This window comes from Pseudomonas sp. TE3899 (genome assembly GCF_056279105.1).
The window spans coordinates 3621158-3647632 of sequence record NZ_JBWBQR010000001.1 but is presented as its reverse complement, the minus strand read 5'-3'; the positions used below and the strand labels follow the sequence as shown (position 1 = coordinate 3647632).

At 59.1% G+C, this 26475-nt stretch carries 23 protein-coding genes; 22 read left to right on the top strand and 1 reads right to left on the bottom strand.

The window, feature by feature from the left end; translation table 11 throughout:
* Positions 1-182: 182 nt before the first annotated feature.
* The 22 genes from tsf to ispD all read left to right on the top strand — a co-directional run bounded on the left by tsf (position 183) and on the right by ispD (position 25446).
* A complete protein-coding gene (gene tsf, locus ACZ89E_RS16775) occupies positions 183-1046 on the top strand; it encodes a translation elongation factor Ts (protein ID WP_476256085.1) in 864 nt (287 codons plus the stop codon).
* Between the two features lie 210 nt (positions 1047-1256).
* Positions 1257-2000, top strand: a complete 744-nt coding sequence (gene pyrH, locus ACZ89E_RS16770) for a UMP kinase (protein WP_003172271.1) — start codon at positions 1257-1259, stop codon at positions 1998-2000.
* Entirely contained in the window at positions 1997-2554 is a 558-nt protein-coding gene (gene frr / locus ACZ89E_RS16765) for a ribosome recycling factor (RefSeq protein WP_007949335.1), read from the top strand. The genes pyrH and frr overlap by 4 nt, the downstream gene beginning before the upstream one ends.
* Before the next feature lie 13 nt (positions 2555-2567).
* A complete protein-coding gene (gene uppS, locus ACZ89E_RS16760; protein ID WP_476256084.1) occupies positions 2568-3323 on the top strand; it encodes a polyprenyl diphosphate synthase in 756 nt (251 codons plus the stop codon).
* Complete coding sequence (locus tag ACZ89E_RS16755; protein WP_476256083.1) at positions 3323-4129, top strand: phosphatidate cytidylyltransferase; 807 nt, start codon at positions 3323-3325, stop codon at positions 4127-4129. Before uppS ends, ACZ89E_RS16755 begins: the two co-directional genes overlap by 1 nt.
* Positions 4126-5316 (top strand): 1-deoxy-D-xylulose-5-phosphate reductoisomerase, encoded by a 1191-nt coding sequence (gene ispC, locus ACZ89E_RS16750; RefSeq protein WP_463259527.1) that lies wholly within the window; start codon positions 4126-4128, stop codon positions 5314-5316. The genes ACZ89E_RS16755 and ispC overlap by 4 nt, the downstream gene beginning before the upstream one ends.
* Positions 5317-5371: 55 nt before the next feature.
* The gene (gene rseP, locus ACZ89E_RS16745) at positions 5372-6724 is read left to right on the top strand and encodes a sigma E protease regulator RseP (protein WP_149657378.1); all 1353 of its coding nucleotides are present in this window, start codon (positions 5372-5374) and stop codon (positions 6722-6724) included.
* 74 nt (positions 6725-6798) lie between these two features.
* Entirely contained in the window at positions 6799-9189 is a 2391-nt protein-coding gene (gene bamA / locus ACZ89E_RS16740; protein ID WP_463259528.1) for an outer membrane protein assembly factor BamA, read from the top strand.
* Positions 9190-9231: 42 nt separating this feature from the next.
* Positions 9232-9735: an OmpH/Skp family outer membrane protein gene (locus ACZ89E_RS16735; protein WP_092272436.1), complete on the top strand. Its 504-nt coding sequence runs from the start codon at positions 9232-9234 to the stop codon at positions 9733-9735.
* A gap of 3 nt (positions 9736-9738) precedes the next feature.
* Entirely contained in the window at positions 9739-10794 is a 1056-nt protein-coding gene (gene lpxD, locus ACZ89E_RS16730) for a UDP-3-O-(3-hydroxymyristoyl)glucosamine N-acyltransferase (protein ID WP_149657376.1), read from the top strand.
* Between the two features lie 108 nt (positions 10795-10902).
* Entirely contained in the window at positions 10903-11343 is a 441-nt protein-coding gene (gene fabZ / locus ACZ89E_RS16725; protein ID WP_017336708.1) for a 3-hydroxyacyl-ACP dehydratase FabZ, read from the top strand.
* Positions 11340-12116 (top strand): acyl-ACP--UDP-N-acetylglucosamine O-acyltransferase, encoded by a 777-nt coding sequence (lpxA, locus tag ACZ89E_RS16720; protein WP_149657375.1) that lies wholly within the window; start codon positions 11340-11342, stop codon positions 12114-12116. The genes fabZ and lpxA overlap by 4 nt, the downstream gene beginning before the upstream one ends.
* 2 nt (positions 12117-12118) lie before the next feature.
* A complete protein-coding gene (gene lpxB / locus ACZ89E_RS16715; RefSeq protein ID WP_476256082.1) occupies positions 12119-13249 on the top strand; it encodes a lipid-A-disaccharide synthase in 1131 nt (376 codons plus the stop codon).
* 11 nt (positions 13250-13260) lie between these two features.
* Positions 13261-13887 (top strand): ribonuclease HII, encoded by a 627-nt coding sequence (rnhB, locus tag ACZ89E_RS16710; RefSeq protein WP_054047172.1) that lies wholly within the window; start codon positions 13261-13263, stop codon positions 13885-13887.
* A gap of 76 nt (positions 13888-13963) precedes the next feature.
* Positions 13964-17485: a DNA polymerase III subunit alpha gene (dnaE, locus tag ACZ89E_RS16705; RefSeq protein WP_149657373.1), complete on the top strand. Its 3522-nt coding sequence runs from the start codon at positions 13964-13966 to the stop codon at positions 17483-17485.
* Between the two features lie 140 nt (positions 17486-17625).
* Entirely contained in the window at positions 17626-18573 is a 948-nt protein-coding gene (locus ACZ89E_RS16700) for an acetyl-CoA carboxylase carboxyltransferase subunit alpha (RefSeq protein WP_149657372.1), read from the top strand.
* Positions 18574-18782: 209 nt separating this feature from the next.
* Complete coding sequence (tilS, locus tag ACZ89E_RS16695; RefSeq protein ID WP_476256081.1) at positions 18783-20096, top strand: tRNA lysidine(34) synthetase TilS; 1314 nt, start codon at positions 18783-18785, stop codon at positions 20094-20096.
* A 274-nt stretch (positions 20097-20370) separates the two neighbouring features.
* Positions 20371-22002 carry a CTP synthase gene (locus ACZ89E_RS16690; RefSeq protein ID WP_149657370.1) on the top strand — a complete coding sequence of 544 codons (1632 nt, stop codon included), beginning with the start codon at positions 20371-20373 and terminating at the stop codon, positions 22000-22002.
* Between the two features lie 5 nt (positions 22003-22007).
* Complete coding sequence (gene kdsA, locus ACZ89E_RS16685) at positions 22008-22853, top strand: 3-deoxy-8-phosphooctulonate synthase (protein ID WP_476256080.1); 846 nt, start codon at positions 22008-22010, stop codon at positions 22851-22853.
* A gap of 147 nt (positions 22854-23000) precedes the next feature.
* Positions 23001-24290, top strand: a complete 1290-nt coding sequence (gene eno, locus ACZ89E_RS16680; protein ID WP_476256079.1) for a phosphopyruvate hydratase — start codon at positions 23001-23003, stop codon at positions 24288-24290.
* A gap of 173 nt (positions 24291-24463) precedes the next feature.
* Positions 24464-24742, top strand: coding sequence for a cell division protein FtsB (ftsB, locus tag ACZ89E_RS16675; protein WP_008028992.1), 279 nt, complete (start codon positions 24464-24466; stop codon positions 24740-24742).
* Positions 24739-25446, top strand: coding sequence for a 2-C-methyl-D-erythritol 4-phosphate cytidylyltransferase (gene ispD / locus ACZ89E_RS16670; protein WP_149657368.1), 708 nt, complete (start codon positions 24739-24741; stop codon positions 25444-25446). Before ftsB ends, ispD begins: the two co-directional genes overlap by 4 nt.
* 86 nt (positions 25447-25532) lie before the next feature.
* Here the strand turns inward: ispD and ACZ89E_RS16665 are convergent, their stop codons facing one another.
* Positions 25533-26429 carry a LysR family transcriptional regulator gene (locus ACZ89E_RS16665; RefSeq protein ID WP_149657367.1) on the bottom strand — a complete coding sequence of 299 codons (897 nt, stop codon included), beginning with the start codon at positions 26427-26429 and terminating at the stop codon, positions 25533-25535.
* Positions 26430-26475 lie beyond the last annotated feature (46 nt).

Here is a 26475-nt window from a genome sequence, read left to right as displayed (position 1 = left end):
GGCGTTGACTCAGTAAGCAAAAAGGGGGCTTGGCCCCCTTTTTGCCACCTCGAAAACCATTTGTCGGCAGCGCAGCTACAAGTTCTGTAACGTGCAGCGGCCTACAAGGGTGATTCGGGAAGAATTGAACGCCCGTTCGATCGGGTGGAATGGTTGATAACCTATCCAAGAGGATTTTTGAAATGGCAGAGATTACTGCAGCGTTGGTTAAAGAACTGCGTGAGCGTACTGGCGAAGGCATGATGGATTGCAAAAAGGCCTTGACCAAGGCCGGCGGCGACATCGAAAAAGCCATTGATGACATGCGTGCTTCGGGCGCCATCAAGGCTGCCAAGAAAGCTGGCAACGTTGCCGCTGAAGGCGCGATCGCTCTGAAAGAAGACGGTAAAACCGCCGTTCTGCTGGAAGTGAACTCGCAGACCGACTTCCTGGCTTTGCAGGATGACTTCAAGGCATTCGTTGCTTCCAGCGTTGAAAAAGCATTCGCTGACAAGCTGACTGATGTGGCTCCGCTGATCGAAGTTCAAGAAGCTGATCGCCTGGTTCTGGTCGGCAAGGTTGGCGAAAACGTCAACATCCGTCGCCTGGCACGCGTTGAAGGTGACGTTGTTGGTGGTTACCTGCACGGCAACAAGATCGGCGTAGCCGTTGTCCTGAAAGGCGGCACTGTTGAGCTGGCCAAGGACATCGCCATGCACGTAGCGGCGACCAACCCTGAATTCCTGCTGCCATCGGAAGTTTCCGCTGAAGCGGTTGAGCGTGAGAAGGGCGTGTTCCTGACCCTCAACGCCGACAAGATCGCTGGCAAGCCAGAAAACATCGTTGAAAACATGGTCAAAGGCCGTATCAGCAAGTTCCTGGCTGAGGCTTCCCTGGTTGAGCAGGCGTTCGTCAAGAACCCTGAAATCAAGGTTGGCGAACTGGCCAAGAAAGCCGGTGCTGAAATCGTTTCCTTCACCTACTTCAAAGTAGGCGACGGCATCGAGAAGCCGGTCGACAACTTCGCTGAAGAAGTTGCTGCCCAGCTGGCTGCCGCCAAGCAATAAGACGGTTTTTTAACTGTCGCCCTGAAGAGGCTGCCCGCTTACGCGCGCAGCCTCTTTTCAGATGGGCTACCAATTTTTATTGGTTTCCCTTTGGAACTGGCTTACAAAGCCATGTTCCGATGGCGCTGAAGCAGCGCCAAGCTAGAGTGAACGCCAGCTGTAAACAGCTCGCAAAGAATTTTTTAAAATACGCCGCAGGAGAGATTCGCAATGGCTCAGCAGGGCAGTGGTTATCAGGCTCGCTATAAACGCATTCTACTCAAGCTTAGCGGCGAGGCCCTGATGGGCTCGGAAGAGTTCGGGATCGATCCGAAAGTTCTGGATCGCATGGCGCTGGAAGTCGGCCAACTGGTCGGCATCGGTGTACAGGTCGGTCTGGTGATCGGTGGCGGCAACCTGTTCCGTGGGGCAGCGCTGAGCGCGGCCGGCATGGATCGGGTCACCGGCGACCACATGGGCATGCTGGCCACTGTGATGAACGCCCTGGCCATGCGCGACGCGCTGGAACGTGCCAATATCTCGGCCATCGTGATGTCGGCCATTTCCATGGTTGGCGTGACCGATCACTACGATCGCCGCAAGGCCATGCGTCACCTGAACGCCAAGGAAGTCGTGATTTTCGCGGCCGGTACGGGCAATCCGTTTTTCACCACGGATTCGGCAGCTTGCCTGCGTGCAATCGAAATCGATGCCGATGTCGTGCTCAAGGCGACCAAGGTCGATGGCGTCTACACCGCTGACCCATTCAAAGACCCGCATGCCGAGAAGTTCGATCATCTGACTTACGATGAAGTGCTGGATCGCAAGCTGGGCGTGATGGATCTGACGGCCATTTGCCTGTGCCGCGACCACAAGATGCCATTGCGCGTATTTAACATGAACAAGCCCGGCGCCCTGCTGAACATCGTACATGGCGGCGCTGAAGGGACCCTGATCGAGGAAGGCCAACAATGATCAACGAAATCAAGAAAGACGCTCAAGAGCGCATGCAGAAATCCCTGGACTCTCTGAACCATGCATTTGGTCAGATTCGTACCGGCAAGGCTCACCCAAGCATTCTGGGCAGCGTGATGGTGCCGTACTACGGCACAGACACGTCCATCACCCAAGTGGCCAACATCACCGTAAAAGACTCCCGGACCCTTCAGGTCGTGGCGTTTGAGCGCAACATGCTCGCGGCAGTCGACAAAGCGATCCAAAGTGCCGGTTTGAACCTCAACCCGACCAACCTGGGCGAGTTGCTGCTGATCTCCATGCCTGCCCTGACTGAAGAAACCCGCAAGGGCTTCACCAAGCAGGCGCGTAGCGCAGCTGAAGATGCCCGTGTTGCCGTGCGCAATATTCGTCGTGATGCACTTGGCGACCTGAAGAAACTGGTCAAGGACAAGGAAATCAGCGAAGACGAAGAGCGTCGTGCCGCTGCTGATATCCAGAAGCTGACCGACAAGGCTGAGGCCGATATCGACGCAGCGACCAAGCAAAAAGAAGCGGACCTGATGGCCGTATAAGGGTCGCGTTTTCATGGATAAGACCAAGCAGACTGCGCCGTCCGCGGTGCCGCGCCATGTCGCGATCATCATGGATGGTAACAATCGCTGGGCGAAAAAACGCTTTATGCCGGGTGTCGCCGGGCATAAAGCGGGTGTGGATGCGGTTCGTGCGGTTATCGAGGTGTGCGCCGAGGCCAAGGTCGAGGTGCTGACCCTGTTCGCCTTCTCCAGTGAAAACTGGCAGCGCCCGGCCGATGAGGTCAGCGCCTTGATGGACCTGTTCTTCAAGGCGTTGCGTCGCGAGGCCAAGCGCCTCAACGACAACAACATCAGCCTGCGCATCATTGGCGACCGTTCGCGTTTTCACCCCGAGCTTCAGGCAGCGATGCGCGAAGCCGAGGCGATTACCGCCGGCACCAATCGCTTTATCCTGCAGATCGCCGCCAACTACGGCGGTCAGTGGGATATCGCGCAAGCTGCGCAGCGTCTGGCCCGGGAAGTCCAGGCCGGGCATTTGCGCCCGGAAGACATCACCCCGGAACTGCTGCAAACCTGTCTGGTCACCGGCGATCTGCCGTTGCCGGACTTGTGCATCCGTACCGGCGGTGAGCACCGCATCAGCAATTTCCTGCTGTGGCAGCTGGCGTACACCGAGCTGTACTTCTCCGACCTGTTCTGGCCGGACTTCAAACACGAAGCCATGCGCACCGCGCTGGCCGATTTCGCTTCTCGTCAGCGCCGCTTCGGTAAAACGAGCGAGCAGATCGAGTCTGGAGCCCGGGTTTAATGCTTAAACAACGAATCATTACTGCGCTGATCCTGCTGCCGATCGCCTTGTGCGGGTTTTTCCTGCTCGAAGGCTCCGGTTTTGCGCTGTTCATCGGGCTGGTCGTGACCCTGGGTGCATGGGAGTGGGCTCGCCTGGCAGGTTTCACTGCCCAGCCGATTCGCGTTGCCTATGCGGCTGTGGTCGCGCTGATGCTGTTTGTCATGCATGTCCTTCCCGGGCTCGCGCCTTGGGTGTTGGGCGCCTCGGTGCTCTGGTGGGCAGTGGCGACGTACCTGGTGCTGACCTATCCACGCTCCAGCGAACACTGGGCCAGCGCCGCCTGCAAACTGGTGATCGGTCTGTTGATCCTGCTGCCCGCGTGGCAAGGTCTGGTCCAGATCAAGCAAGAGCCCTTGGGCAACTGGCTGATCATGGCGGTCATGGTGCTGGTTTGGGGTGCTGACATCGGTGCGTACTTCTCCGGGCGCAAGTTCGGCAAGCGCAAGTTGGCGCCGCAAGTCAGTCCGGGCAAGAGCTGGGAAGGCGTGTATGGCGGTCTGGCGCTTAGCCTGGTGATCACGCTGGTGGTCGGCCTGGTTCGCGACTGGACGGTGGCGGAGTTGCTTAAAGGTCTGGTCGGCGCCGCATTGATCGTGTTCATTTCGGTGGTGGGCGACCTCACCGAAAGCATGTTCAAGCGTCAGTCCGGGATCAAGGACAGCAGTAATCTGCTGCCCGGTCACGGCGGTGTGCTGGACCGTATCGACAGCCTGACCGCCGCGATACCGGTGTTCGCGGTGTTGTTGTGGATGGCTGCACCGTGAGCCGTCCACAGCAGATTACCGTCCTGGGGGCGACAGGCTCGATTGGCCTGAGCACCCTGGATGTCATTGCGCGTCATCCCGAGCGCTATCAGGTGTTCGCATTGAGCGGCTTTACTCGATTGAGTGAGCTGCTGGCCTTGTGCGTGCGGCATGTACCGCGCTTTGCGGTCGTGCCTGAAGCGGGTGTTGCCCGGGTCCTGCAGGACGACTTGCGCGCTGCCGGCCTGTCGACGCGCGTTCTGGTGGGGGAGGAGGGCCTGTGTCAGGTCGCTGCCGACCCTGAAGTCGATGCGGTCATGGCGGCCATCGTTGGTGCTGCGGGCTTGCGTCCGACCCTGGCGGCGGTCGAGGCGGGCAAGAAGATCTTGCTGGCCAACAAGGAAGCGCTGGTGATGTCCGGCGCCTTGTTCATGCAGGCCGTGCGCCAAAGCGGTTCGGTGCTGCTGCCGATCGACAGCGAACACAATGCGATTTTCCAGTGCATGCCCAACGATTTCGCCCGCGGTCTGGGTGCGGTTGGTGTGCGTCGGATTTTACTGACGGCCTCTGGCGGTCCGTTCCGGCAGACGCCGATGGCGGAATTGGCGCACGTGACCCCCGATCAAGCCTGCGCTCACCCGAACTGGTCGATGGGGCGCAAGATATCGGTCGATTCGGCCAGCATGATGAACAAAGGCCTTGAGTTGATCGAAGCCTGCTGGCTGTTCGATGCCAAGCCATCCCAGGTTGAAGTGGTGATTCATCCCCAGAGCGTTATCCATTCGCTGGTCGACTATATCGATGGTTCGGTATTGGCGCAGTTGGGTAACCCGGATATGCGTACGCCGATTGCCAACGCCCTGGCCTGGCCAGAGCGGATCGACTCGGGTGTCGCCCCGCTGGATCTGTTTGCCATTGCGCGCCTGGATTTCCAGGCGCCCGATGAACAGCGTTTCCCGTGCCTGCGCCTGGCGCGGCAAGCGGCAGAGGCGGGCAACAGCGCGCCGGCCATGCTTAATGCGGCAAATGAAGTGGCGGTCGCGGCCTTTCTCGACGGGCGGGTTCGTTACCCGGAAATCGCGAGTATCATCGAGGAAGTCTTGAATCTCGAGCCTGTGGTTGCGGTGAATGATCTCGAGGCGGTGTTCACCGCAGACGCCAAGGCGCGTGTGCTGGCCGAACAGTGGTTGAGTCGTCACGGGCGATAAGTGCTGCAGTACGTTTGCCCCCATGCAGCACTGGATAGGAATGCGGAGAAAGTAGATGAGCGCGCTCTATATGATTGTCGGCACCCTGGTAGCCCTGGGCGTGCTGGTCACCTTCCACGAATTCGGCCATTTCTGGGTCGCACGTCGCTGTGGGGTCAAAGTGCTGCGTTTCTCCGTGGGCTTCGGCATGCCGTTGCTGCGCTGGCACGACAAGCAAGGCACTGAATTCGTGCTGGCCGCCATTCCGTTGGGTGGCTACGTGAAGATGCTCGACGAGCGCGAAGGCGAAGTGCCGGTCGATCAGCTCGATCAATCCTTCAATCGCAAGTCCGTGCGCCAGCGCATTGCCATCGTTGCGGCGGGCCCGATCGCCAATTTTCTGCTGGCGATGGTGTTTTTCTGGGTGTTGGCCATGCTCGGCAGCGAGCAAGTGCGCCCGGTTATCGGCGCAGTCGAGTCCGGCAGTATCGCCGCCAAGGCGGGTTTGAGCGCGAATCAGGAAATTGTGGCCATTGATGGCGAGCCGACTTCCGGGTGGGCGGCCGTGAACTTGCAACTGGTCCGTCGCCTTGGCGAGAGCGGTACGTTGCAATTGTTGGTGCGTGAGCAGGGCTCGACGGCCGATTCGCCGCGTGAGCTGGCGCTGGATCACTGGCTCAAGGGCGCCGATGAGCCGGATCCTATTCGCTCGCTGGGTATTCGCCCGTGGCGTCCAGCCTTGCCGCCAATCCTGGCGGAACTCGATTCAAAAGGGCCGGCGCAAGCCGCGGGCCTGAAGACCGGTGACCGGTTGTTGGCGCTTGATGGCAAGTCTCTGGATGACTGGCAGCAAGTGGTCGATACCGTGCGTATGCATCCAGATACCAAAATCATGCTGCGCGTCGAGCGCGATGGTGCTCAAATCGACGTCCCTGTGACGCTGGCAGCCCGCGGCGGGAGCAAAGCGCCTACGGGTTACCTGGGCGCCGGGGTTAAAGCAGTCGATTGGCCACCGGAGATGATTCGCGAGGTCAGCTACGGTCCGATAGCCGCAATTGGGGAGGGTGCCCGACGCACCTGGACCATGAGTGTACTGACCCTCGATTCGCTCAAGAAAATGTTGTTCGGCGAGCTCTCGGTAAAAAACTTGAGTGGACCGATAACCATTGCTAAAGTGGCGGGCGCTTCTGCCCAGTCGGGTGTCGCTGATTTCCTGAATTTCCTTGCTTATCTGAGTATTAGCTTGGGTGTTCTGAATTTGTTGCCCATTCCAGTACTGGATGGGGGGCATTTGTTGTTTTATCTGATCGAGTGGGTGCGTGGTCGCCCCTTGTCAGATCGGGTGCAGGGTTGGGGGATACAGATCGGTATCAGTTTGGTGGTCGGGGTGATGTTGCTTGCTCTGGTCAATGATCTGGGTCGACTGTAACGCTTCGCTGAATTGCGAATCTGCCGCATTTTGCGGCAGTTTGTTTATTGCCAGTTGGAATAAGAAAGGACTTCATGAAACGTCTGCTGCTAACTGCGGTTCTCACCGTATTGATGATCGCCGAAGTTCACGCCGAGTCCTTCACTATCTCTGATATTCGCGTCAATGGCCTCCAGCGGGTCTCCGCGGGTAGTGTCTTTGGTGCCTTGCCGTTGAACGTCGGTGAACAGGCGGATGATCGTCGCCTGGTGGAATCCACTCGTGCGTTGTTCAAAACCGGTTTCTTTCAAGATATCCAGCTGGGTCGCGAAGGCAATGTCCTCGTTATCACGGTAGTCGAGCGTCCGTCGGTCGCGAGTATCGAGATCGAGGGTAACAAGGCTATCTCCACTGAAGACCTGATGAAGGGCCTCAAGCAATCCGGCCTGTCCGAAGGCGAGATCTTCCAGCGTGCCACCCTCGAAGGTGTGCGTAACGAACTGCAGCGCCAGTATGTCGCGCAGGGTCGTTACTCGGCGACCGTCGACACCGAAGTGGTGGCGCAACCGCGTAACCGCGTGGCGTTGAAGGTCAATATCAACGAAGGCACCGTTGCCGCTATCCAGCACATCAACGTGGTGGGTAACACGGTCTTCCCCGATGACGACCTGATCGACCTGTTCGAACTCAAGACCACCAACTGGTTGTCGTTCTTCAAGAACGATGACAAGTACGCTCGCGAGAAACTCTCCGGTGACCTGGAGCGTCTGCGCTCCTACTACCTGGACCGCGGCTATATCAACATGGATATCGCTTCGACCCAGGTCTCCATCACCCCGGACAAAAAACACGTCTACATCACGGTCAACGTCAACGAAGGCGAGAAATACACCGTTCGTGACGTGAAACTCAGTGGTGACCTGAAAGTGCCTGAAGACCAGGTCAAGTCCCTGCTGCTGGTCCAGAAAGGCCAGGTGTTCTCGCGCAAGCTGATGACCACGACTTCGGAACTGATCACCCGTCGTCTGGGTAACGAGGGTTACACCTTCGCCAACGTCAACGGCGTGCCTCAGCCTCACGATGACGATCACACGGTAGACATCACGTTCGCTGTTGATCCGGGCAAGCGTGCCTACGTGAACCGCATCAACTTCCGTGGCAACACCAAGTCCGAAGACGAAGTACTGCGTCGTGAAATGCGCCAGATGGAAGGTGGCTGGGCTTCGACCTACCTGATCGACCAATCCAAGACCCGTCTTGAGCGTCTGGGCTTCTTCAAGGAAGTGAACGTCGAAACCCCGGCCGTGCCGGGCGTGGACGATCAGGTGGACGTGAACTACAGCGTTGAAGAACAGGCTTCCGGTTCGATTACCGCCAGTGTCGGTTTCGCCCAGAGCGCCGGTCTGATCCTTGGTGGTTCGATCACCCAGAACAACTTCCTGGGTACGGGTAACAAGGTCAGCATCGGACTGACCCGAAGCCAATACCAGAGCCGCTATAACTTCGGTTATGTCGACCCGTACTGGACCGCTGACGGTGTGAGCCTGGGCTACAACGCGTTCTATCGCACCACTGACTACAAAGACCTCGATGTCGATGTTGCAAGCTATGCGGTAGACAGCCTGGGTGCTGGCGTCAGCGTCGGTTACCCGATCAGCGAGACTTCGCGTCTGACCTTTGGCCTGACTGCACAGCAGGACAAGATCAAGACCGGTCAATACACCGTCGACGAGATTTTCGACTTCGTAAACCGTGAAGGCGACAGCTACCTGAACTTCAAGGCGTCCGCCGGTTGGTCCGAGTCCACGTTGAACAAAGGCGTACTGGCGACCCGTGGCCATTCCCAGAGCCTGACTCTGGAAACCACGACCCCTGGCAGCGACCTGTCGTTCTTCAAACTCGATTACCGTGGTCAGTTGTTCCAGCCAATCACCGAGAACTACACCGTACGCCTGCACACCGAACTCGGTTACGGCGACGGCTACGGTTCAACCGACGGCTTGCCGTTCTATGAAAACTACTATGCTGGTGGTTTCAACTCGGTTCGTGGCTTCAAGGACAGTACCCTTGGTCCGCGCAGTACGCCGAGCCGTGGTCAGGGTGTAACGGGTAACGCCGGTACGCTAGCCGACCCGGACCAGGATCCGCTGCCGTTCGGTGGTAACGTCCTGATCCAGGGTGGCGTCGAAGTGTTGTTCCCGCTGCCATTCGTCAAGGATCAGCGTTCCCTGCGTACTTCGGTATTCTGGGATGTGGGTAACGTATTCGACTCCAAGTGCGACAAGACGACGAACGCCAATGTCGGTTCGACCTCTCAAACAGAGTGCAACGACATCAGCCTGAGCAACGTAGCCAGTTCCGTCGGTGTCGGCGTGACATGGGTTACCGCACTGGGTCCTCTGAGCTTCGCGTTGGCCATGCCGGTCAAGAAACCGGATAACGCTGAAACCCAAGTGTTCCAATTCTCCCTCGGCCAGACGTTCTAAGCGTCTGACCCATAACGACAATGGATTTTGTAGGAGTGCATCGTGCGTAAGTTGACTCAATTGGTTCTCCTGGCGACCGTACTGGTAGCAGGTCCGGCTTTTGCCGACATGAAAATCGCCGTCCTGAACTATCAGATGGCCCTGCTTGAATCCGACGCGGCGAAAAAATACGCCGTGGACGCGGAGAAGAAGTTCGGCCCGCAGCTGAGCAAACTCAAGACGCTGGAAAGCAGTGCCAAAGGTATCCAGGATCGTCTGGTAGCCGGTGGTGACAAGATGCAGCAAGGCGAACGCGAACGCCTGGAGCTTGAGTTCAAGCAAAAGGCCCGTGACTTCCAGTTCCAGTCCAAGGAATTGAACGAAGCCAAAGCCGTTGCCGACCGTGAAATGCTGAAGCAGCTCAAGCCGAAACTGGACAGCGCTGTGGAAGAAGTCATCAAGAAAGGTGCTTTTGACCTGGTCTTCGAGCGTGGCGCAGTGATTGATGTCAAACCTCAGTACGACATCACTCGCCAGGTTATCGAGCGCATGAATCAGCTGAAGTAATCCATGACAGCGACTATAAAGCTCGGCCAATTGGCCGAGTTCCTCGGCGCCACCCTACGTGGCGACCCGGAGAAAGAAATTACTGGGCTAGCCACTTTGCAAGAGGCTGGCCCAGCTCAGTTGAGCTTTCTGGCAAACCCGCAATACCGCAAATACCTGCCGGACAGTAAAGCCGCAGCCCTGTTGCTCAAGGCCGCCGACGCTGAAGGTTTTGCCGGTAATGCGCTGGTCGTGCCTGATCCTTACCTGGCTTACGCCCGCATTTCCCATCTGTTCGATCCCAAGCCGAAAGCGGCTGCCGGTATTCATCCGACAGCGGTCGTGGCGCCGGACGCGGTGGTCGATCCGGCGGCAAGCATCGGAGCCTTTGCGGTGATCGAAAGCGCCGCGCGTATTGCCGCGGGTGTGACCGTCGGGGCGCATTGCTTCATCGGTGCGCGATGCGAGATTGGTGAGGGCGGCTGGCTGGCTCCGCGGGTCACGCTGTACCACGACGTGCGCATTGGCAAACGCGTGGTGATTCAGTCGGGTGCTGTGCTCGGTGGTGAAGGTTTCGGTTTTGCCAATGAAAAAGGTGTCTGGCAGAAGATCGCCCAGATTGGTGGCGTGCTGGTCGGCGACGATGTGGAGATTGGCGTGAACACCGCCATCGACCGTGGTGCGTTGGCCGATACCATTCTTGGTAACGGTGTGAAGCTCGACAATCAGATCCAGATCGCCCACAACGTCCAGGTCGGTGATCACACTGCCATGGCCGCGTGCGTGGGGATCTCCGGCAGCACCAAGATCGGCAAGCACTGCATGCTCGCCGGCGGTGTAGGGCTGGTGGGGCATATCGAGATTTGCGACAACGTTTTCCTGACCGGGATGACCATGGTGACCCACTCGATTACCGAGCCGGGTTCCTACTCTTCCGGTACAGCCATGCAACCGGCTGCCGAGTGGCGCAAAAGCGCGGCACGCATCCGTCAGCTCGATGACATCGCGCGGCGTCTGCGACAGCTGGAAAAGCGAGTAGGGGAAGTGACCCCTGGCGGTAATGCTTCATCAGATGGCTGATACCATTTCCATATCAAGTGTGCACAGCCGCTAGACTGCCTCCTTGATTTGCTAGAGGGGTGCGCGTCAGTCGCGCTCTCCCAATCTTTACATAGGCTTCCCCCCGAAATGATGGACATCAACGAGATTCGCGAATACCTGCCTCACCGTTACCCGTTCCTGCTGGTGGACCGGGTCGTGGAACTGGATGTGGAAGGCAAGCGCATTCGCGCCTACAAGAATGTCAGCATCAACGAACCGTTCTTCAATGGTCACTTCCCTGCGCATCCAATCATGCCGGGCGTACTGATCATCGAAGCAATGGCTCAGGCTGCCGGTATCCTTGGTTTCAAAATGCTCGACGTGAAGCCTGCTGACGGCACGCTTTACTACTTCGTCGGCTCCGACAAGCTGCGTTTTCGCCAGCCTGTCACCCCAGGCGATCAGTTGATCCTCGAAGCCCGCTTCATCAGCTGCAAGCGCCAGATCTGGAAGTTCGAATGCCAGGCTTCGGTCGACGGCAAGCCAGTCTGCTCCGCTGAAATCATCTGCGCGGAACGCAAACTATGAGTTTGGTTGACCCTCGCGCAATCATCGATCCGACAGCCATCCTGGCTGACGACGTCGAGGTCGGCCCATGGTCGATCATCGGCGCTGGTGTGGAAATCGGCGAGGGGACAGTGATCGGGCCGCATGTGATTCTCAAGGGCCCGACCCGTATCGGTAAGCACAACCGCATCTACCAGTTTTCCTCGGTAGGTGAGGACACGCCCGATCTGAAATACAAAGGCGAAGAAACCCGCCTGGTCATCGGTGACCACAACGTTATCCGCGAAGGCGTAACGATTCACCGTGGCACCGTGCAGGACCGTTCGGAAACCACGCTGGGTGATCACAACCTGATCATGGCGTATGCCCATATCGGTCACGATAGCGTGATCGGCAACCACTGCATTCTGGTCAACAACACCGCGTTGGCCGGCCATGTGCACGTTGAAGATTGGGCGATCCTGTCCGGCTTTACCCTGGTTCACCAGTATTGCCACATCGGCGCCCATAGTTTCTCCGGCATGGGCACCGCTATTGGCAAGGACGTGCCCGCGTACGTCACGGTATTCGGCAATCCGGCCGAAGCCCGCAGCATGAACTTCGAAGGCATGCGCCGTCGTGGTTTCAGCGAAGACGCGATCCACGCGCTGCGTCGTGCCTACAAGGTGGTTTACCGCCAGGGCCTGACGGTCGAACAGGCGCTCGCCGAACTGGCCGAACCTTCGGCACAGTTTCCGGAAGTCGCGGTGTTCCGTGATTCCATCCAGTCTTCGACCCGCGGCATCACTCGCTAATCATGGCTAATCTGCGTATTGCGCTGGTAGCGGGTGAGGCTTCCGGTGACATTCTGGGCGCCGGTCTGATGCGCGCGCTCAAGGCCCGGCATCCGGCGGTGGAATTCATCGGTGTCGGTGGTCCGCTGATGCAGGCCGAAGGCCTGACGTCGTACTTCCCGATGGAACGTCTTTCGGTCATGGGCCTGGTGGAAGTGCTGGGCCGCTTGCGCGAACTGCTGGCCCGACGCAAGAAGCTGATTGCGGACCTGATCGCCGAAAAGCCGGACGTGTTCATCGGCATCGATGCCCCGGATTTCACCCTCAATATCGAACTCAAGCTGCGTCAGGCCGGGATCAAGACCGTGCATTACGTCAGCCCGTCGGTCTGGGCCTGGCGGCAAAAGCGGGTGTTGAAGATTCGCGAAGGCTGCGACCTGATGCTGACGCTGTTCCCGTTCGAAGCGAAGTTCTACGAAGAGAAAGGCGTGCCGGTGCGGTTTGTCGGGCACTCCCTGGCCGATGCGATTCCGCTGCAAGCCGATCGCGCAGCAGCGCGGGCTGAGCTGGGCTTGCCCGACGGTCCCTTGGTGGCGTTGATGCCCGGTAGCCGTGGCGGTGAAGTCGGCCGTCTCGGCGCGTTGTTCCTCGACACCGCCCAGCGCCTGCGCGCCCTGCGCCCCGGCGTGCGCTTCGTCATGCCGTGCGCCAGCCCGCAGCGCCGGGCCCAGCTCGAAGAGCTGCTGGCCGGTCGCGATCTGCCGCTGACCTTGCTCGATGGTAAATCCCATCTGGCCCTGGCCGCCTGCGACGCAGTGTTGATCGCCTCTGGTACGGCGACGCTCGAAGCGTTGTTGTACAAACGGCCGATGGTGGTTGCCTATCGCCTGGCACCGCTGACGTTCTGGATTCTCAAGCGCATGGTGAAAAGTCCCTACGTTTCGTTGCCGAACTTGCTGGCCCAGCGCCTGCTGGTGCCCGAGTTGCTGCAGGACGATGCGACGGTCGAAGCCCTGGCCCAGACCCTGTCCCCGCTGATCGACGGCGGCGAAGAACAGACCCGCGGCTTTGATGAAATCCACCGCACCTTGCGTCTGGACGCCTCCAACCAGGCGGCAGACGCCGTGCTGAATCTGATCGGCCACGTACAATGAGTAAGACAAGCATGCAAATGGGGCTGGATTTCACCTTGGTCGCTGAAGTGGAAGATTTGGTTGCCGGTGTCGACGAAGTCGGTCGCGGTCCGCTCTGCGGCGCGGTGGTCACGGCTGCGGTGATTCTCGACCCGAATCGGCCGATCCTCGGCCTGAACGATTCGAAAAAACTCACCGAAGCCCGCCGCGAAAAGCTCTACGACGAAATCTGCGAGAAGGCCCTGAGCTGGCACATCGCCCGGGCCGAAGTCGAAGAAATCGACGAGCTGAACATTCTGCACGCCACCATGCTGGCCATGCAGCGCGCCATCGAAGGCCTGCACATCCAGCCGAAACTGGCGATGATCGACGGCAACCGTTGCCCGAAATTGTCCATGCGCGCCGAAGCGGTGGTGCAGGGCGACGGCAAGGTGCCGGCCATCGCCGCCGCATCGATTCTCGCCAAGGTCAGTCGCGACCGTGAAATGGCTGCTTTCGAATTGATTTACCCGGGTTACGGCATTGGCGGCCACAAAGGCTACCCGACGCCCGTTCATCTGGAAGCCCTGGCCCGTTTGGGGCCGACCCCCATCCATCGCCGTTCGTTCGCCCCGGTCCGCCTGGCTTACGAGGCGCGGGAAAACCTGATCGAGAGTTAGTCGCAAGGCTGATGTTTTTCCCAAGGCCCGGTACAATCCGGGCCTTGTTGTCTTCACGTTTACAGACAGGATCACTATGCCGGCTTCATTCGTTCACCTACGCCTGCACACTGAATATTCCCTGGTCGACGGTCTGGTGCGGATCAAACCGCTGGTCAAGACCCTGGTCGGCATGAACATGCCTGCCGTGGCGGTCACTGACCAGAACAACATGTGTTCCCTGGTCAAATTCTATAAAGCCTCGATGGGCGCGGGCATCAAGCCAATCTGCGGCGCCGACCTGTGGCTGTCGAACAAGGATCCGGATAACGCCCTGAGCCGGATCAGCCTGCTGGCGATGAACGCCGTCGGCTATCGCAACCTCACCGAACTGATCTCCCGTGGCTTCATCGACGGCCAGCGTAATGGCTCGATCATCATCGAGCGCGAATGGGTGGCCGAAGCCAGCGAAGGCTTGATCATGCTGTCGGCGGCGAAAGAGGGCGAAATCGGCCTGGCCCTGCTCGGCGGCAACCCCGCCGAAGCCGAAACCCTGGCGCGTGAATGGATGACGGTGTTCCCGGATCGTTTCTATCTGGAGATCCAGCGCACCAACCGTCCCAACGACGAAGAACAACTGCACGGTGCCGTGGCCCTGGCCGAGAAGATCGGCGCGCCGCTGGTGGCGACCAACGACGTGCGCTTCATCAAGCAGGAAGACTTCGAAGCTCACGAAACCCGCGTTTGCATCGGTGAGGGCCGCGCCCTCGACGATCCGCGGCGTTCGAAAAACTACAGCGACCAGCAATACCTCAAAAGCGCCGAGGAAATGGCCGAGCTGTTCAGCGACATTCCCGAAGCGCTGGAAAACACCGTCGAGATCGCCAAGCGCTGCAACATCGAAGTGAAGCTGGGCAAGCACTTCCTGCCCAACTTCCCGATTCCCGATGGCATGACCATCGACGAGTATTTCCGCAAGGTGTCCTTCGACGGCCTGGAGGAGCGCCTGACCGTCCTGCTGCCCAAGGACACCACCGAAGACTACGAAGCCAAGCGCCAGGTCTACGTCGACCGGTTGAATTTTGAGCTGGATATCATCATCCAGATGGGGTTCCCCGGTTACTTCCTGATCGTGATGGACTTTATCCAGTGGGCCAAGAGCAACGGTGTGCCGGTAGGTCCGGGCCGGGGGTCGGGTGCCGGGTCGCTGGTGGCCTATGTGCAGAAGATCACCGACCTCGACCCGCTGGAATATGACCTGCTGTTCGAACGTTTCCTTAACCCGGAACGGGTATCGATGCCCGACTTCGACGTCGACTTCTGCATGGATGGCCGCGACCGGGTAATCGAATACGTGGCCGAGAAATACGGCCGTAACGCGGTCAGCCAGATCATCACCTTTGGTTCCATGGCCGCCAAGGCTGTGGTCCGCGACGTGGCGCGGGTGCAGGGCAAGTCCTACGGGCTGGCGGATCGTCTGTCTAAGATGATTCCGTTCGAAGTCGGCATGACCCTGGAAAAAGCCTACGAACAGGAAGAAATCCTGCGCGACTTCATCAAGGTCGATGAAGAAGCCGCGGAAATCTGGGAAATGGCGCGCAAGCTCGAAGGCGTAGTGCGTAACGTCGGCAAGCACGCCGGTGGTGTGGTTATCGCCCCGACCAAGTTGACTGACTTCTCGCCGATCTATTGCGATGAGGCCGGTGATGGTCTGGTCACCCAGTTCGACAAGGACGACGTCGAGGCTGCCGGTCTGGTGAAGTTCGACTTCCTCGGCCTGCGGACCCTGACCGTTATCGACTGGGCGCTGAAAACCATCAACCGCGACCGCGCCAAGGTCGATCAGCCGCCGCTGGACATCGCCTTCATCCCGCTGGATGACAAGCCGACGTACCAGTTGCTGCAAAAAGCTGAAACCACCGCGGTGTTCCAGCTTGAATCCCGCGGCATGAAAGAGCTGATCAAAAAGCTCAAGCCCGACTGCCTGGAAGACTTGATCGCACTGGTGGCCCTGTTCCGTCCGGGTCCGTTGCAGTCAGGCATGGTTGACGACTTTATCAACCGTAAGCACGGTCGCGCCGAACTGGCGTACCCGCACTCGGACTACCAGTACGAAGGCCTCAAGCCGGTATTGGCGCCGACGTACGGCATCATCCTGTACCAGGAACAGGTGATGCAGATCGCCCAGGTCATGGCCGGTTACACCCTCGGTGGTGCGGACATGCTGCGTCGGGCCATGGGTAAGAAAAAACCCGAAGAAATGGCCAAGCAACGCGGCGGTTTCATTGAGGGATGCGCCACCAACAATATCGACGCCGACCTGGCCGGTAACATTTTCGACCTGGTAGAGAAATTCGCCGGTTACGGCTTCAACAAGTCTCACTCGGCCGCCTACGGTCTGGTGTCGTACCAGACGGCGTGGCTGAAAACCCATTACCCGGCGCCGTTCATGGCCGCGGTACTGTCGGCGGATATGCACAACACCGACAAGGTCGTGACCTTGATCGAAGAAATTCGCACCATGAAGCTGCGTCTCGACGCGCCGGATGTGAATACGTCGGAGTTCAAGTTCACGGTGAACGAGGAAGGCCGGATCATCTACGGTCTCGGCGCGATCAAGGGTGTGGGCGAAGGTCCGGTGGAAGCGATCACCGAGGCGCGTCAGGCCGGTCCGTTCAAGGATTTGTTCGACTTCTGCGCCCGGGTTGACCTCAAGCGCATCAACAAGCGGACCCTCGACGGTCTGATCCGCAGCGGTGCGCTGGATCGTCTCGGTCCTTACTTTCATGACGAGCAGAAAGCCTACCAGGCCAATATCGACCGTAACCGGGCGGTGTTGCTCAATGCCATGGAGGGAGCGATCAAGGCCGCGGAACAAACCCTGCGTACCAAAGACAGCGGTCACGTTGACCTGTTTGGCGGCCTGTTCGTTGAAGAAGACGCCGACGTCTACGCCAATAACCGCAAGGCCAAGGAACTGACCCTCAAGGAACGCCTGAAAGGGGAGAAAGACACCCTGGGCCTGTACCTGACCGGTCACCCGATTGATGAATACGAAGGCGAGATCCGCCGTTTCGCTCGCCAGCGCATCATCGACCTGAAACCGGCGCGCGATACCCAAACCGTCGCCGGCATGATCATCGCCCTGCGGGTGATGAAGAACAAAAAGGGCGACAAGATGGGGTTCATCACCCTTGACGACCGCTCGGGCCGGATCGAAGCGTCGCTGTTTGCCGAGGCGTTCCACTCCGCGCAGTCGCTGTTGCAGACCGACGCGATGGTGGTGGTCGAAGGCGAAGTCAGTAACGACGACTTCTCCGGTGGCTTGCGCCTGCGAGTCAAGCGGGTGATGAGCATGGAAGATGCGCGCACCAACCTGGCCGAAAGCCTGCGCCTGAAGCTGCACACCCAGGATTTGAAAGGCGATCAGCTACGCTGGCTGGGTGAGCTGTTCAAGCGTCACCGCGGTGCGTGCCCGATCACCATGGAGTACACCAGTCCTGATGCGAAGGCCTTGCTGCAGTTCGGCGAGACCTGGCGGATCGACCCGGCGGATGCCTTGATTCAAGCCCTGCGTGACCAGTTCGGGCGAGACAACGTCTTCCTCCAATACCGTTGACGGTCAGGCTCTATTGATAGGGCCTGATCTCGACCTGAATTTTTAATCTCGACCTGAACGCGCCTCTCCCTTAAGGTAGGGCGCGAATAGACAACCGGCCGGCCCAAGCTCCCTTGGAAGTCGACCCAAGACGGACGCCTATGAACCCGAATTTTCTAGATTTCGAACAGCCGATCGCCGACCTGCAAGCCAAGATCGAAGAGTTGCGCTTGGTCGGTAATGACAATTCGCTGAATATCGGCGATGAGATCTCCCGCCTGCAGGACAAAAGCAGCACGCTGACCGAAGACATCTTCGGCAAGCTGACCAGCTGGCAGATCGCGCGTCTGGCGCGTCACCCGAAACGTCCATACACCCTGGACTACATCGAACATATCTTCACCGAGTTCGACGAACTGCACGGCGACCGTCACTTCTCCGACGACGCAGCCATCGTTGGCGGCATTGCCCGTCTGGACGACCAGCCGGTGATGATCATCGGTCACCAGAAAGGCCGTGAAGTGCGCGAGAAGGTTCGCCGCAACTTCGGCATGCCGCGTCCGGAGGGCTACCGCAAGGCGTGCCGCCTGATGGAAATGGCCGAACGCTTCAAGATGCCAATCCTGACCTTCATCGACACCCCGGGTGCTTACCCTGGCATCGACGCTGAAGAGCGCAACCAGAGCGAAGCGATTGCCTGGAACCTGCGTGTCATGGCGCGCCTGAAAACCCCGATCATCGCCACCGTCATCGGTGAAGGTGGTTCCGGCGGTGCGTTGGCGATTGGTGTTTGTGACCAACTGAACATGCTGCAGTACTCGACCTACGCGGTAATTTCGCCGGAAGGTTGCGCCTCGATCCTGTGGAAAACCGCCGAGAAAGCCCCGGATGCCGCTGAAGCCATGGGCATCACCGCCGAGCGCCTGAAAGGCCTGGGCATCGTGGACAAGGTGATCGGCGAGCCGTTGGGCGGCGCCCACCGCGACCCGGCTGCCGCCGCTGCCTCGATCCGTGCCGAGCTGAGCTCGCAACTGGCGATGCTGAAGAAGTTTGATAATGAAGCGCTGCTCAAGCGTCGTTACGAACGTCTGATGAGCTACGGTCTCTGATCGAACGCTCCTGCATCACCCTGTACGAGCGGGGCTTGCTGTGGCGAGGGGCTTGCCCCCGTTGGACGACGAAGTAGTCCCAAATGAAGTCGATGCGTTCGGTTGGAATGCATCGACTTTTTGCGACGGCTTTGCCGTCGAACGGGGCAAGCCCCCTCGCCACAAGTCATCGCGGGCAAGCTTTGCTCCTACACGGTTTTGGTGCGTCCATGTCACTTCACGCGCAATTGCTCAAGCAACTTGATCCTTGGCGCAATGCCAATACCTGGCGCATCGCCTTCTCCGGCGGCCTCGACTCCACCGTCCTGCTGCACCTTCTAGCCCACCTCGCCAAAATCCAATACCTGCCGGCGCTCAGCGCGATCCATGTCCATCACGGCCTCCAGGCTGCCGCGGATGCGTGGCCGGAACATTGCCAATCAGTCTGTGATGCCCTCGGTGTGCCGCTAGAGGTTGTTCGCGTGCAGGTTCAACCCGGCGCCAGCCTGGAGCGTGCCGCCCGGGATGCGCGCTATGGCGCCTTCATCGCGGCGACACACATCAACGATGTACTGCTGACCGCCCAGCACCGCGACGATCAGGCCGAAACCCTGTTGTTTCGACTGTTGCGCGGGGCCGGGGTAAGGGGGCTGTCGGGAATGCCGGTCGAACGTGGCTTGGGTCAGGGGCATTTGCTTCGGCCGTTGCTGGAGGTCACTCGGGCGGAACTCGAGGCTTATGCCGTCGAGCATCAATTGAGCTGGATCGAAGATCCTTCGAATGAGGATCGGCAGTTCTCGCGCAATTACCTGCGTCATCAAGTGTTCCCGGTGCTGACCCAGCGTTGGCCGCAAGCGCAGGCGACCATGGCCCGCAGTGCGGCGCATCTGCGCGAAGCCCAAGGGTTACTGGATGAGTTGGCGGTGATCGATTTGGCCGAGGCAGGCAGTCGCAGTGATTTCGATTGGCTGGGATTGCCGTCTCTGGCACTGGCTTCATTGGAAAAACTGTCCGGTGCACGTCAACGCAATGCCTTGAGTTGCTGGTTAAAGACGCGGACACGCCTGCCGGACAGTGACCATTGGTCGGGTTGGCAGGATCTGCGCGATGCCACCGGTGATGCTCGTCCGATCTGGCGTCTGGCGGACGGTGAATTGCACCGGGCGAGCGGGCGTATCTGGTGGCTGTCCGGTGCCTGGCTACGTACGCCACCGGAGGCCGGACGCTGGGCCGATCCTACATTGCCGCTGGCGTTGCCGGACAATGGCTTGCTCACGCTGAGCGGGCAAATCCCCGCTGGCCCGCTGCAGATCCGCTATCGTGAAGGAGGCGAGATCATGAATTTGCCCGACCGCGGTCACCGCGACCTTAAGCGTTTGCTTAACGAAAGGGCTGTCCCGGCATTCGCCCGTGGCAGATTGCCGCTGCTCTATCGCGGCGAGCAACTGCTGGCTGTAGCGGGGTTGCAGGGGGTGAATGGCTGCACAGCGGACGGCTGGAATTTACAGTGGCAGCCGCCAACCGAAGATCAAGGTTTGAGCTGAAAGGGGCTTTCCGGTAGACTACGCTCCCTTCTTGATACAACTTCTGTGGATTCGCCTGAATTGCAGGAGTTGCCGATTACCAAGCAGTCTTTGCTGGGCGATTCCAAAAAATGTGTAGCGAGCAACGCACCGGTGTTTCATCTCCCGGTCTGTCCCAACGCGGCGGTTTTTTTGAAAGATGCACTGTGATTAATGCAGGTGATCGGGGGCTTCGGCCTTCCTTCGCTTTCCCCGGCGGCTCGGACCGCTTTAACGCAGACTTCTAGGGTTTTTCATGACGCGCTACATATTCGTCACGGGCGGTGTTGTTTCTTCATTGGGGAAAGGCATTGCCTCGGCTTCATTGGCGGCCATCCTGGAGGCGCGGGGACTTAAGGTCACCATGCTGAAGCTGGACCCGTACATCAACGTTGACCCGGGCACCATGAGCCCGTTCCAGCACGGTGAAGTGTTCGTCACCCACGACGGCGCCGAGACCGACCTGGACCTGGGCCACTACGAGCGGTTCATCCGCACGACCATGACCCAGAACAACAACTTCACCACTGGCCGTGTCTACGAACACGTGCTGCGCAAAGAGCGCCGTGGTGATTACCTGGGCGCCACCATCCAGGTGATCCCGCACATCACCGACGAAATCAAGCGCCGGATCATCAAGGGCGCCGGCGATGCCGACGTGGCCATGGTCGAGATCGGTGGCACCGTGGGTGACATCGAGTCGCAACCGTTCCTCGAAGCGATCCGTCAATTGCGTTTTGAAGTCGGCGCCAAGCGCGCGATGCTGATGCACCTGACACTGGTGCCGTACATCGCCACTGCCGGCGAAACCAAAACCAAGCCAACCCAGCACTCGGTCAAGGAACTGCGTTCCATCGGCCTGCAACCTGACGTGCTGGTGTGCCGCTCCGATCACCCGATCGACATCTCGTCCCGTCGCAAGATCGCGCAATTCACCAACGTTGAAGAACGTGCGGTGATCGCCCTGGAAGACGCCGACACCATCTACAAGATCCCGGGCATCCTGCATTCCCAGGGCCTGGATGATTTCGTTGTCGAGCGTTTCGGCCTGCAATGTGGCGGCGCCGATCTGTCCGAGTGGGAAGCCGTGGTCGACGCCAAGCTCAACCCTGAGCACGAAGTCACCATCGCCATGGTCGGCAAGTACATGGAGCTGCTGGATGCGTACAAGTCGCTGATCGAAGCGATGAGTCACGCCGGCATCAGCAACCGCACCAAGGTCAACCTGCGCTACATCGATTCCGAAGACATCGAAAACCAGGGCACTGCGCTGCTCGAAGGTGTCGACGCGATCCTCGTACCGGGCGGCTTCGGTCTGCGTGGCGTGGAAGGCAAGATCACTGCCGTTCAATTCGCTCGCGAAAACAAGGTTCCGTATCTGGGCATCTGCCTGGGCATGCAAGTGGCCGTGATCGAGTTCGCTCGTAACGTGCTGGGCTGGAAAGACGCCAACTCCACCGAGTTCGATCGCACCAGCGGTCACCCGGTCGTGGGCCTGATCACCGAATGGGAAGATGCCACCGGCGCGGTCGAAACCCGTACCGAATCGTCCGACCTGGGCGGCACCATGCGCCTCGGCGCACAGGATTGCCTGCTGGAGCCGGGTTCGCTGGTTCACGATTGCTATGCCAAGGACGTGATTGTCGAGCGTCACCGCCATCGCTACGAAGTGAACAACAACCTGCTGCCGCAAATCATGGAAGCCGGGCTGAAAATCTCCGGTCGCTCCGGTGATGGCGCGCTGGTTGAAGTGGTTGAAGCACCGGATCATCCTTGGTTCGTCGCTTGCCAGTTCCACCCTGAGTTCACCTCGACCCCGCGTGACGGCCACCCGCTGTTCACTGGCTTCGTCAAAGCAGCGTTGACTCAACACCAGAAGAAGGCATAAATCCGATGGCGCAGAAGATCATCCGTGTAGGCGATATCGAGATTGCCAACGACAAGCCAATGGTGCTTTTCGGTGGCATGAACGTGCTGGAAAGCCGCGACATGGCGATGCAGGTCTGCGAAGAATACGTAAAGGTCACCGGGAAACTCGGTATCCCTTACGTGTTCAAGGCCAGTTTCGACAAGGCTAACCGTTCCTCCGTGACCTCTTACCGTGGCCCCGGCCTGGAAGAGGGCATGCGGATCTTCCAGGACATCAAGCAAGCCTTCGGCGTGCCGATCATCACCGACGTCCACGAGCCTGAACAGGCCGCGGTCGTCGCTGAAGTCTGCGACATCATCCAGTTGCCGGCCTTCCTGTCGCGCCAGACCGACCTCGTGGTCGCGATGGCCAAGACCGGCGCGGTGATCAACATCAAGAAAGCCCAGTTCCTCGCTCCGCATGAGATGAAACACATCCTGAGCAAGTGCGTGGAAGCGGGTAACGATCAGTTGATCCTCTGCGAGCGCGGTTCGAGCTTCGGCTACAACAACCTGGTCGTCGACATGCTCGGCTTCGGCATCATGAAGCAGTTCGAATACCCGGTGTTCTTCGACGTAACCCACTCGCTGCAAATGCCTGGCGGTCGTTCCGATTCCGCTGGCGGTCGCCGCGCCCAGGTCACCGATCTGGCCAAGGCCGGCATCAGCCAGTCCCTGGCGGGCCTGTTCCTCGAAGCCCACCCGGATCCGGACAACGCCAAATGCGACGGCCCTTGCGCCTTGCCCCTGGACAAACTGGAGCCATTCCTGGCCCAGCTCAAAGCGTTGGACGAACTGGTGAAGAGTTTTCCGACGGTAGAAACCGCGTAAACCTCTTTTCTCCGTGTAGGAGCTGAGCTTGCTCGCGAAGGCGCCCGAGAGAGCGCCGCTAGCCAACCAGTCTTATGTAACAATGCGACCCACAAGTTATAAATCGATCAGTACGAGCGTTTCGTCAACTTTGGAGTGTTTACAACAATGGCAAAAATCGTCGACATCAAAGGTCGTGAAGTTCTCGACTCCCGTGGCAATCCCACCGTCGAAGCGGACGTGCTTCTCGATAACGGCATCATCGGTAGCGCCTGCGCGCCGTCCGGTGCTTCCACTGGCTCGCGTGAAGCACTCGAGCTGCGTGATGGCGACAAGAGCCGTTACCTGGGCAAGGGCGTACTCAAAGCCGTAGGCAACATCAACGGTCCGATTCGCGACCTGCTGTTGGGTAAAGACCCAAGCGACCAGAAAGCCCTCGATCACGCGATGATCAAGCTCGACGGTACTGAAAACAAAGGTTCCCTGGGCGCCAACGCGATCCTCGCCGTTTCCCTGGCTGCCGCCAAGGCCGCAGCACAGGACCAGGACCTGCCGCTGTACGCTCACATTGCCAACTTGAACGGCACCCCGGGTGTCTACTCGATGCCGGTTCCGATGATGAACATCATCAACGGTGGCGAGCACGCCGATAACAACGTCGACATCCAGGAATTCATGGTTCAGCCGGTTGGCGCCAAGTCTTTCTCGGAAGGCCTGCGCATGGGCACCGAGATTTTCCATCACCTCAAAGCTGTGCTGAAGGCCCGTGGCCTGAGCACTGCCGTCGGTGACGAAGGTGGTTTTGCGCCGAACCTGGCGTCCAACGAAGATGCGTTGAAAGTGATCTCCGAAGCCGTGGCCAACGCCGGTTACAAGCTGGGCACCGACGTGACCCTGGCTCTGGACTGCGCGGCCAGCGAATTCTACGAAGACGGTAAATACAACCTGGCCGGCGAAGGCCATGTCTTCACCTCCGAAGGTTTCGCTGATTACCTCAAAGGCCTGACCGAGCGCTACCCGATCATCTCCATCGAAGATGGCCTGGATGAGTCCGACTGGGCTGGCTGGAAAGTCCTCACCGACAAGATCGGCGAGAAAATCCAGCTGGTGGGCGACGATCTGTTCGTGACCAACACCAAGATCCTGAAAGAAGGCATCGACAAAAAGATCGCCAACTCGATCCTGATCAAGTTCAACCAGATCGGCACCCTGACCGAAACCCTGGCAGCCATCCAGATGGCCAAGGCCGCAGGTTACACTGCCGTGATCTCGCACCGCTCCGGCGAAACCGAAGATTCGACCATTGCCGATCTGGCCGTGGGCACGTCGGCTGGCCAGATCAAGACCGGCTCCCTGTGCCGTTCCGATCGCGTTTCCAAGTACAACCAACTGCTGCGTATCGAAGAGCAGTTGAATGGCAAAGCCAAGTACAACGGCCGCAGCGAGTTCCGCGGCTAAGCTGTACGTGGTAAAAAAAGACACCGGATTGTGTCGGAAAAATCGCGACAGCGACGTTTTTGCCACTAATCTGATGCCTTAAGAGCACAAGCCTGGGTCTTCCAGGCTTCGTGCTATCAGAAGCTTCATAGTTTTGGCATGGCTGTCTTTTTTCACTGGATACCTGATATTCGATGCGCAGTCCCAATTGGTTGTTCCTCGTCTTGCTCCTGCTGCTGGCTGGCCTGCAGTACCGCCTGTGGGTGGGAAATGGCAGTCTGGCGCAAGTGGCCGAGCTGACTCAGCAGATCGCGGATCAACATGCTGAGAATGAAGGCTTGCTGGAACGCAATCGGGTGATGGACGCCGAAGTCAGCGAGTTGAAAAAGGGCATGGAGACCGTTGAAGAGCGGGCTCGTCATGAGCTGGGCATGGTCAAGGACGGTGAAACCCTTTACCAGTTGGCTCAATGATCCAGACGTTACCGGCCTTCTGGGCCGTGATTCCTGCCGCGGGCGTCGGTGCCCGTATGGCCGCGGACCGTCCCAAGCAATATTTGCAACTGGGCGGGCGCACTATTCTCGAACACAGCCTCGGCTGTTTCCTTGATCATCCGTCCCTGAAGGGGTTGGTGGTCAGTCTTGCTATCGATGATCCTTATTGGCCGAACCTGGCCTGCGCTTCCGATGCTCGCATTCAGCGAGTCGAGGGCGGCGCGGAGCGGTCCGGGTCGGTGCTCAATGCGTTGCTGCATTTGCATGCGTTGGGGGCTGGCGATGAGGATTGGGTGCTGGTGCACGATGCCGCACGGCCGAACCTGGCCCGGGACGATCTCGACAAGTTGTTGAGTGAACTGGCGGACGATCCGGTCGGTGGGTTGTTGGCGGTGCCTGCGCGGGACACCCTCAAGCGCGTCGACAAAAACGGGCGTGTGCTGGAAACCGTGGATCGCAGCGTGATCTGGCAGGCTTACACGCCGCAGATGTTTCGCCTCGGTGCGCTGCATCGGGCGTTGGCGGACAGTCTGGTCGCGGATGTTGTCATCACCGATGAAGCGTCGGCGATGGAATGGTCGGGGCTCGCGCCGCGCTTGATCGAGGGGCGCTCCGACAATATCAAGGTCACTCGGCCTGAAGATCTTGAATGGTTGCGCCAGCGTTGGGCTAACCGCCGCTAAAAGATCGCAGCCTGCGGCCGCTCCTGCAGGGTGTACACAAGTCCCGCGGAGCTGCCGAAGGCTGCGATCTTTAGATCTTCAAACCCTCAATTCCGATACTCCGGCCGCTCAGCCAACCCTTCCTTCAAATAATCCACCAACTTGCGCACCTTCGGCGACAAGTGCCGTTGCTGTGGATACAGCGCCCACACCGCTGTGTTCGGCGGTTGATGCGCCTCCAGTAATGAAATCAACGCGCCGCTGTGCAGATGCTCCAGCACGTAATAATCCGGCAACTGACACAGCCCGACCCCCTGCAGCGCCGCATCCAACACCGCTTGCCCACTGTTGCAGCGCCAGTTTCCCTGCACCCGTTGCGAAAATTCCCGCCCGTTCTGCTCCAGTTGCCACAGGTCCGAACTGCCGATGAGGCAATTGTGCCGGTTCAATTCCGACAAGCTGTGTGGGCGACCGTACCGTTCCAGGTAGGACGGGGACGCGCACAAATACATGCGTCGCGGTGCCAGGCGTGTCGCGACCAGTCGTGAGTCTTGCAGGCGACCGAGGCGGATCGCCAGATCCAGGCCTTCGTGCACCAGATCGAGCTGACGGTTGCTCAGTTCAATGTCGATACGCAATTGTGGATAGAGGCCCATGAATCGGGTCACCAGCGGCACAATGAAGCGTTCGCCATACGCCACGGCGCAGGTCATGCGCAGCATGCCCTTGGGTTCGCTGGTCAGGTCACCGACCGCACGCAACGCTTCTTCTCGTCCGTCCTGCAAACGCTGGCAATGTTGCAGGAAGGTTTGCCCGGCCTCGGTCAGGGTGACTCGACGGGTGCTGCGATACAGCAGTCGCGTCTGAAGGCGTTCTTCCAGGCGTACGATTTGTCGACTGACATGGGAGGACGAAACCCCAAGACGCTCCGCCGCCGCGGTGAATTGGCTGCACTCGGCGACGGCGACGAACTCGTCGATCCCTTCCCAGCGGTTTTCGGACATTTAGGATTATCCCTGTACGGCAATAATATTTTGCATTTGCCCCGAT

Bases quoted from the DNA above. Each gene is read 5' to 3' on its own strand.
- tsf (WP_476256085.1), top strand. From the start codon at position 183: ATGGCAGAGATTACTGCAGCGTTGGTTAAAGAACTGCGTGAGCGTACT.
- pyrH (WP_003172271.1), top strand. From the start codon at position 1,257: ATGGCTCAGCAGGGCAGTGGTTATCAGGCTCGCTATAAACGCATTCTA.
- frr (WP_007949335.1), top strand. From the start codon at position 1,997: ATGATCAACGAAATCAAGAAAGACGCTCAAGAGCGCATGCAGAAATCC.
- uppS (WP_476256084.1), top strand. From the start codon at position 2,568: ATGGATAAGACCAAGCAGACTGCGCCGTCCGCGGTGCCGCGCCATGTC.
- ACZ89E_RS16755 (WP_476256083.1), top strand. From the start codon at position 3,323: ATGCTTAAACAACGAATCATTACTGCGCTGATCCTGCTGCCGATCGCC.
- rseP (WP_149657378.1), top strand. From the start codon at position 5,372: ATGAGCGCGCTCTATATGATTGTCGGCACCCTGGTAGCCCTGGGCGTG.
- bamA (WP_463259528.1), top strand. From the start codon at position 6,799: ATGAAACGTCTGCTGCTAACTGCGGTTCTCACCGTATTGATGATCGCC.
- lpxD (WP_149657376.1), top strand. From the start codon at position 9,739: ATGACAGCGACTATAAAGCTCGGCCAATTGGCCGAGTTCCTCGGCGCC.
- fabZ (WP_017336708.1), top strand. From the start codon at position 10,903: ATGATGGACATCAACGAGATTCGCGAATACCTGCCTCACCGTTACCCG.
- lpxA (WP_149657375.1), top strand. From the start codon at position 11,340: ATGAGTTTGGTTGACCCTCGCGCAATCATCGATCCGACAGCCATCCTG.
- lpxB (WP_476256082.1), top strand. From the start codon at position 12,119: ATGGCTAATCTGCGTATTGCGCTGGTAGCGGGTGAGGCTTCCGGTGAC.
- rnhB (WP_054047172.1), top strand. From the start codon at position 13,261: ATGCAAATGGGGCTGGATTTCACCTTGGTCGCTGAAGTGGAAGATTTG.
- dnaE (WP_149657373.1), top strand. From the start codon at position 13,964: ATGCCGGCTTCATTCGTTCACCTACGCCTGCACACTGAATATTCCCTG.
- ACZ89E_RS16700 (WP_149657372.1), top strand. From the start codon at position 17,626: ATGAACCCGAATTTTCTAGATTTCGAACAGCCGATCGCCGACCTGCAA.
- tilS (WP_476256081.1), top strand. From the start codon at position 18,783: ATGTCACTTCACGCGCAATTGCTCAAGCAACTTGATCCTTGGCGCAAT.
- ACZ89E_RS16690 (WP_149657370.1), top strand. From the start codon at position 20,371: ATGACGCGCTACATATTCGTCACGGGCGGTGTTGTTTCTTCATTGGGG.
- kdsA (WP_476256080.1), top strand. From the start codon at position 22,008: ATGGCGCAGAAGATCATCCGTGTAGGCGATATCGAGATTGCCAACGAC.
- eno (WP_476256079.1), top strand. From the start codon at position 23,001: ATGGCAAAAATCGTCGACATCAAAGGTCGTGAAGTTCTCGACTCCCGT.
- ftsB (WP_008028992.1), top strand. From the start codon at position 24,464: ATGCGCAGTCCCAATTGGTTGTTCCTCGTCTTGCTCCTGCTGCTGGCT.
- ispD (WP_149657368.1), top strand. From the start codon at position 24,739: ATGATCCAGACGTTACCGGCCTTCTGGGCCGTGATTCCTGCCGCGGGC.
- ACZ89E_RS16665 (WP_149657367.1), bottom strand. From the start codon at position 26,429: ATGTCCGAAAACCGCTGGGAAGGGATCGACGAGTTCGTCGCCGTCGCC.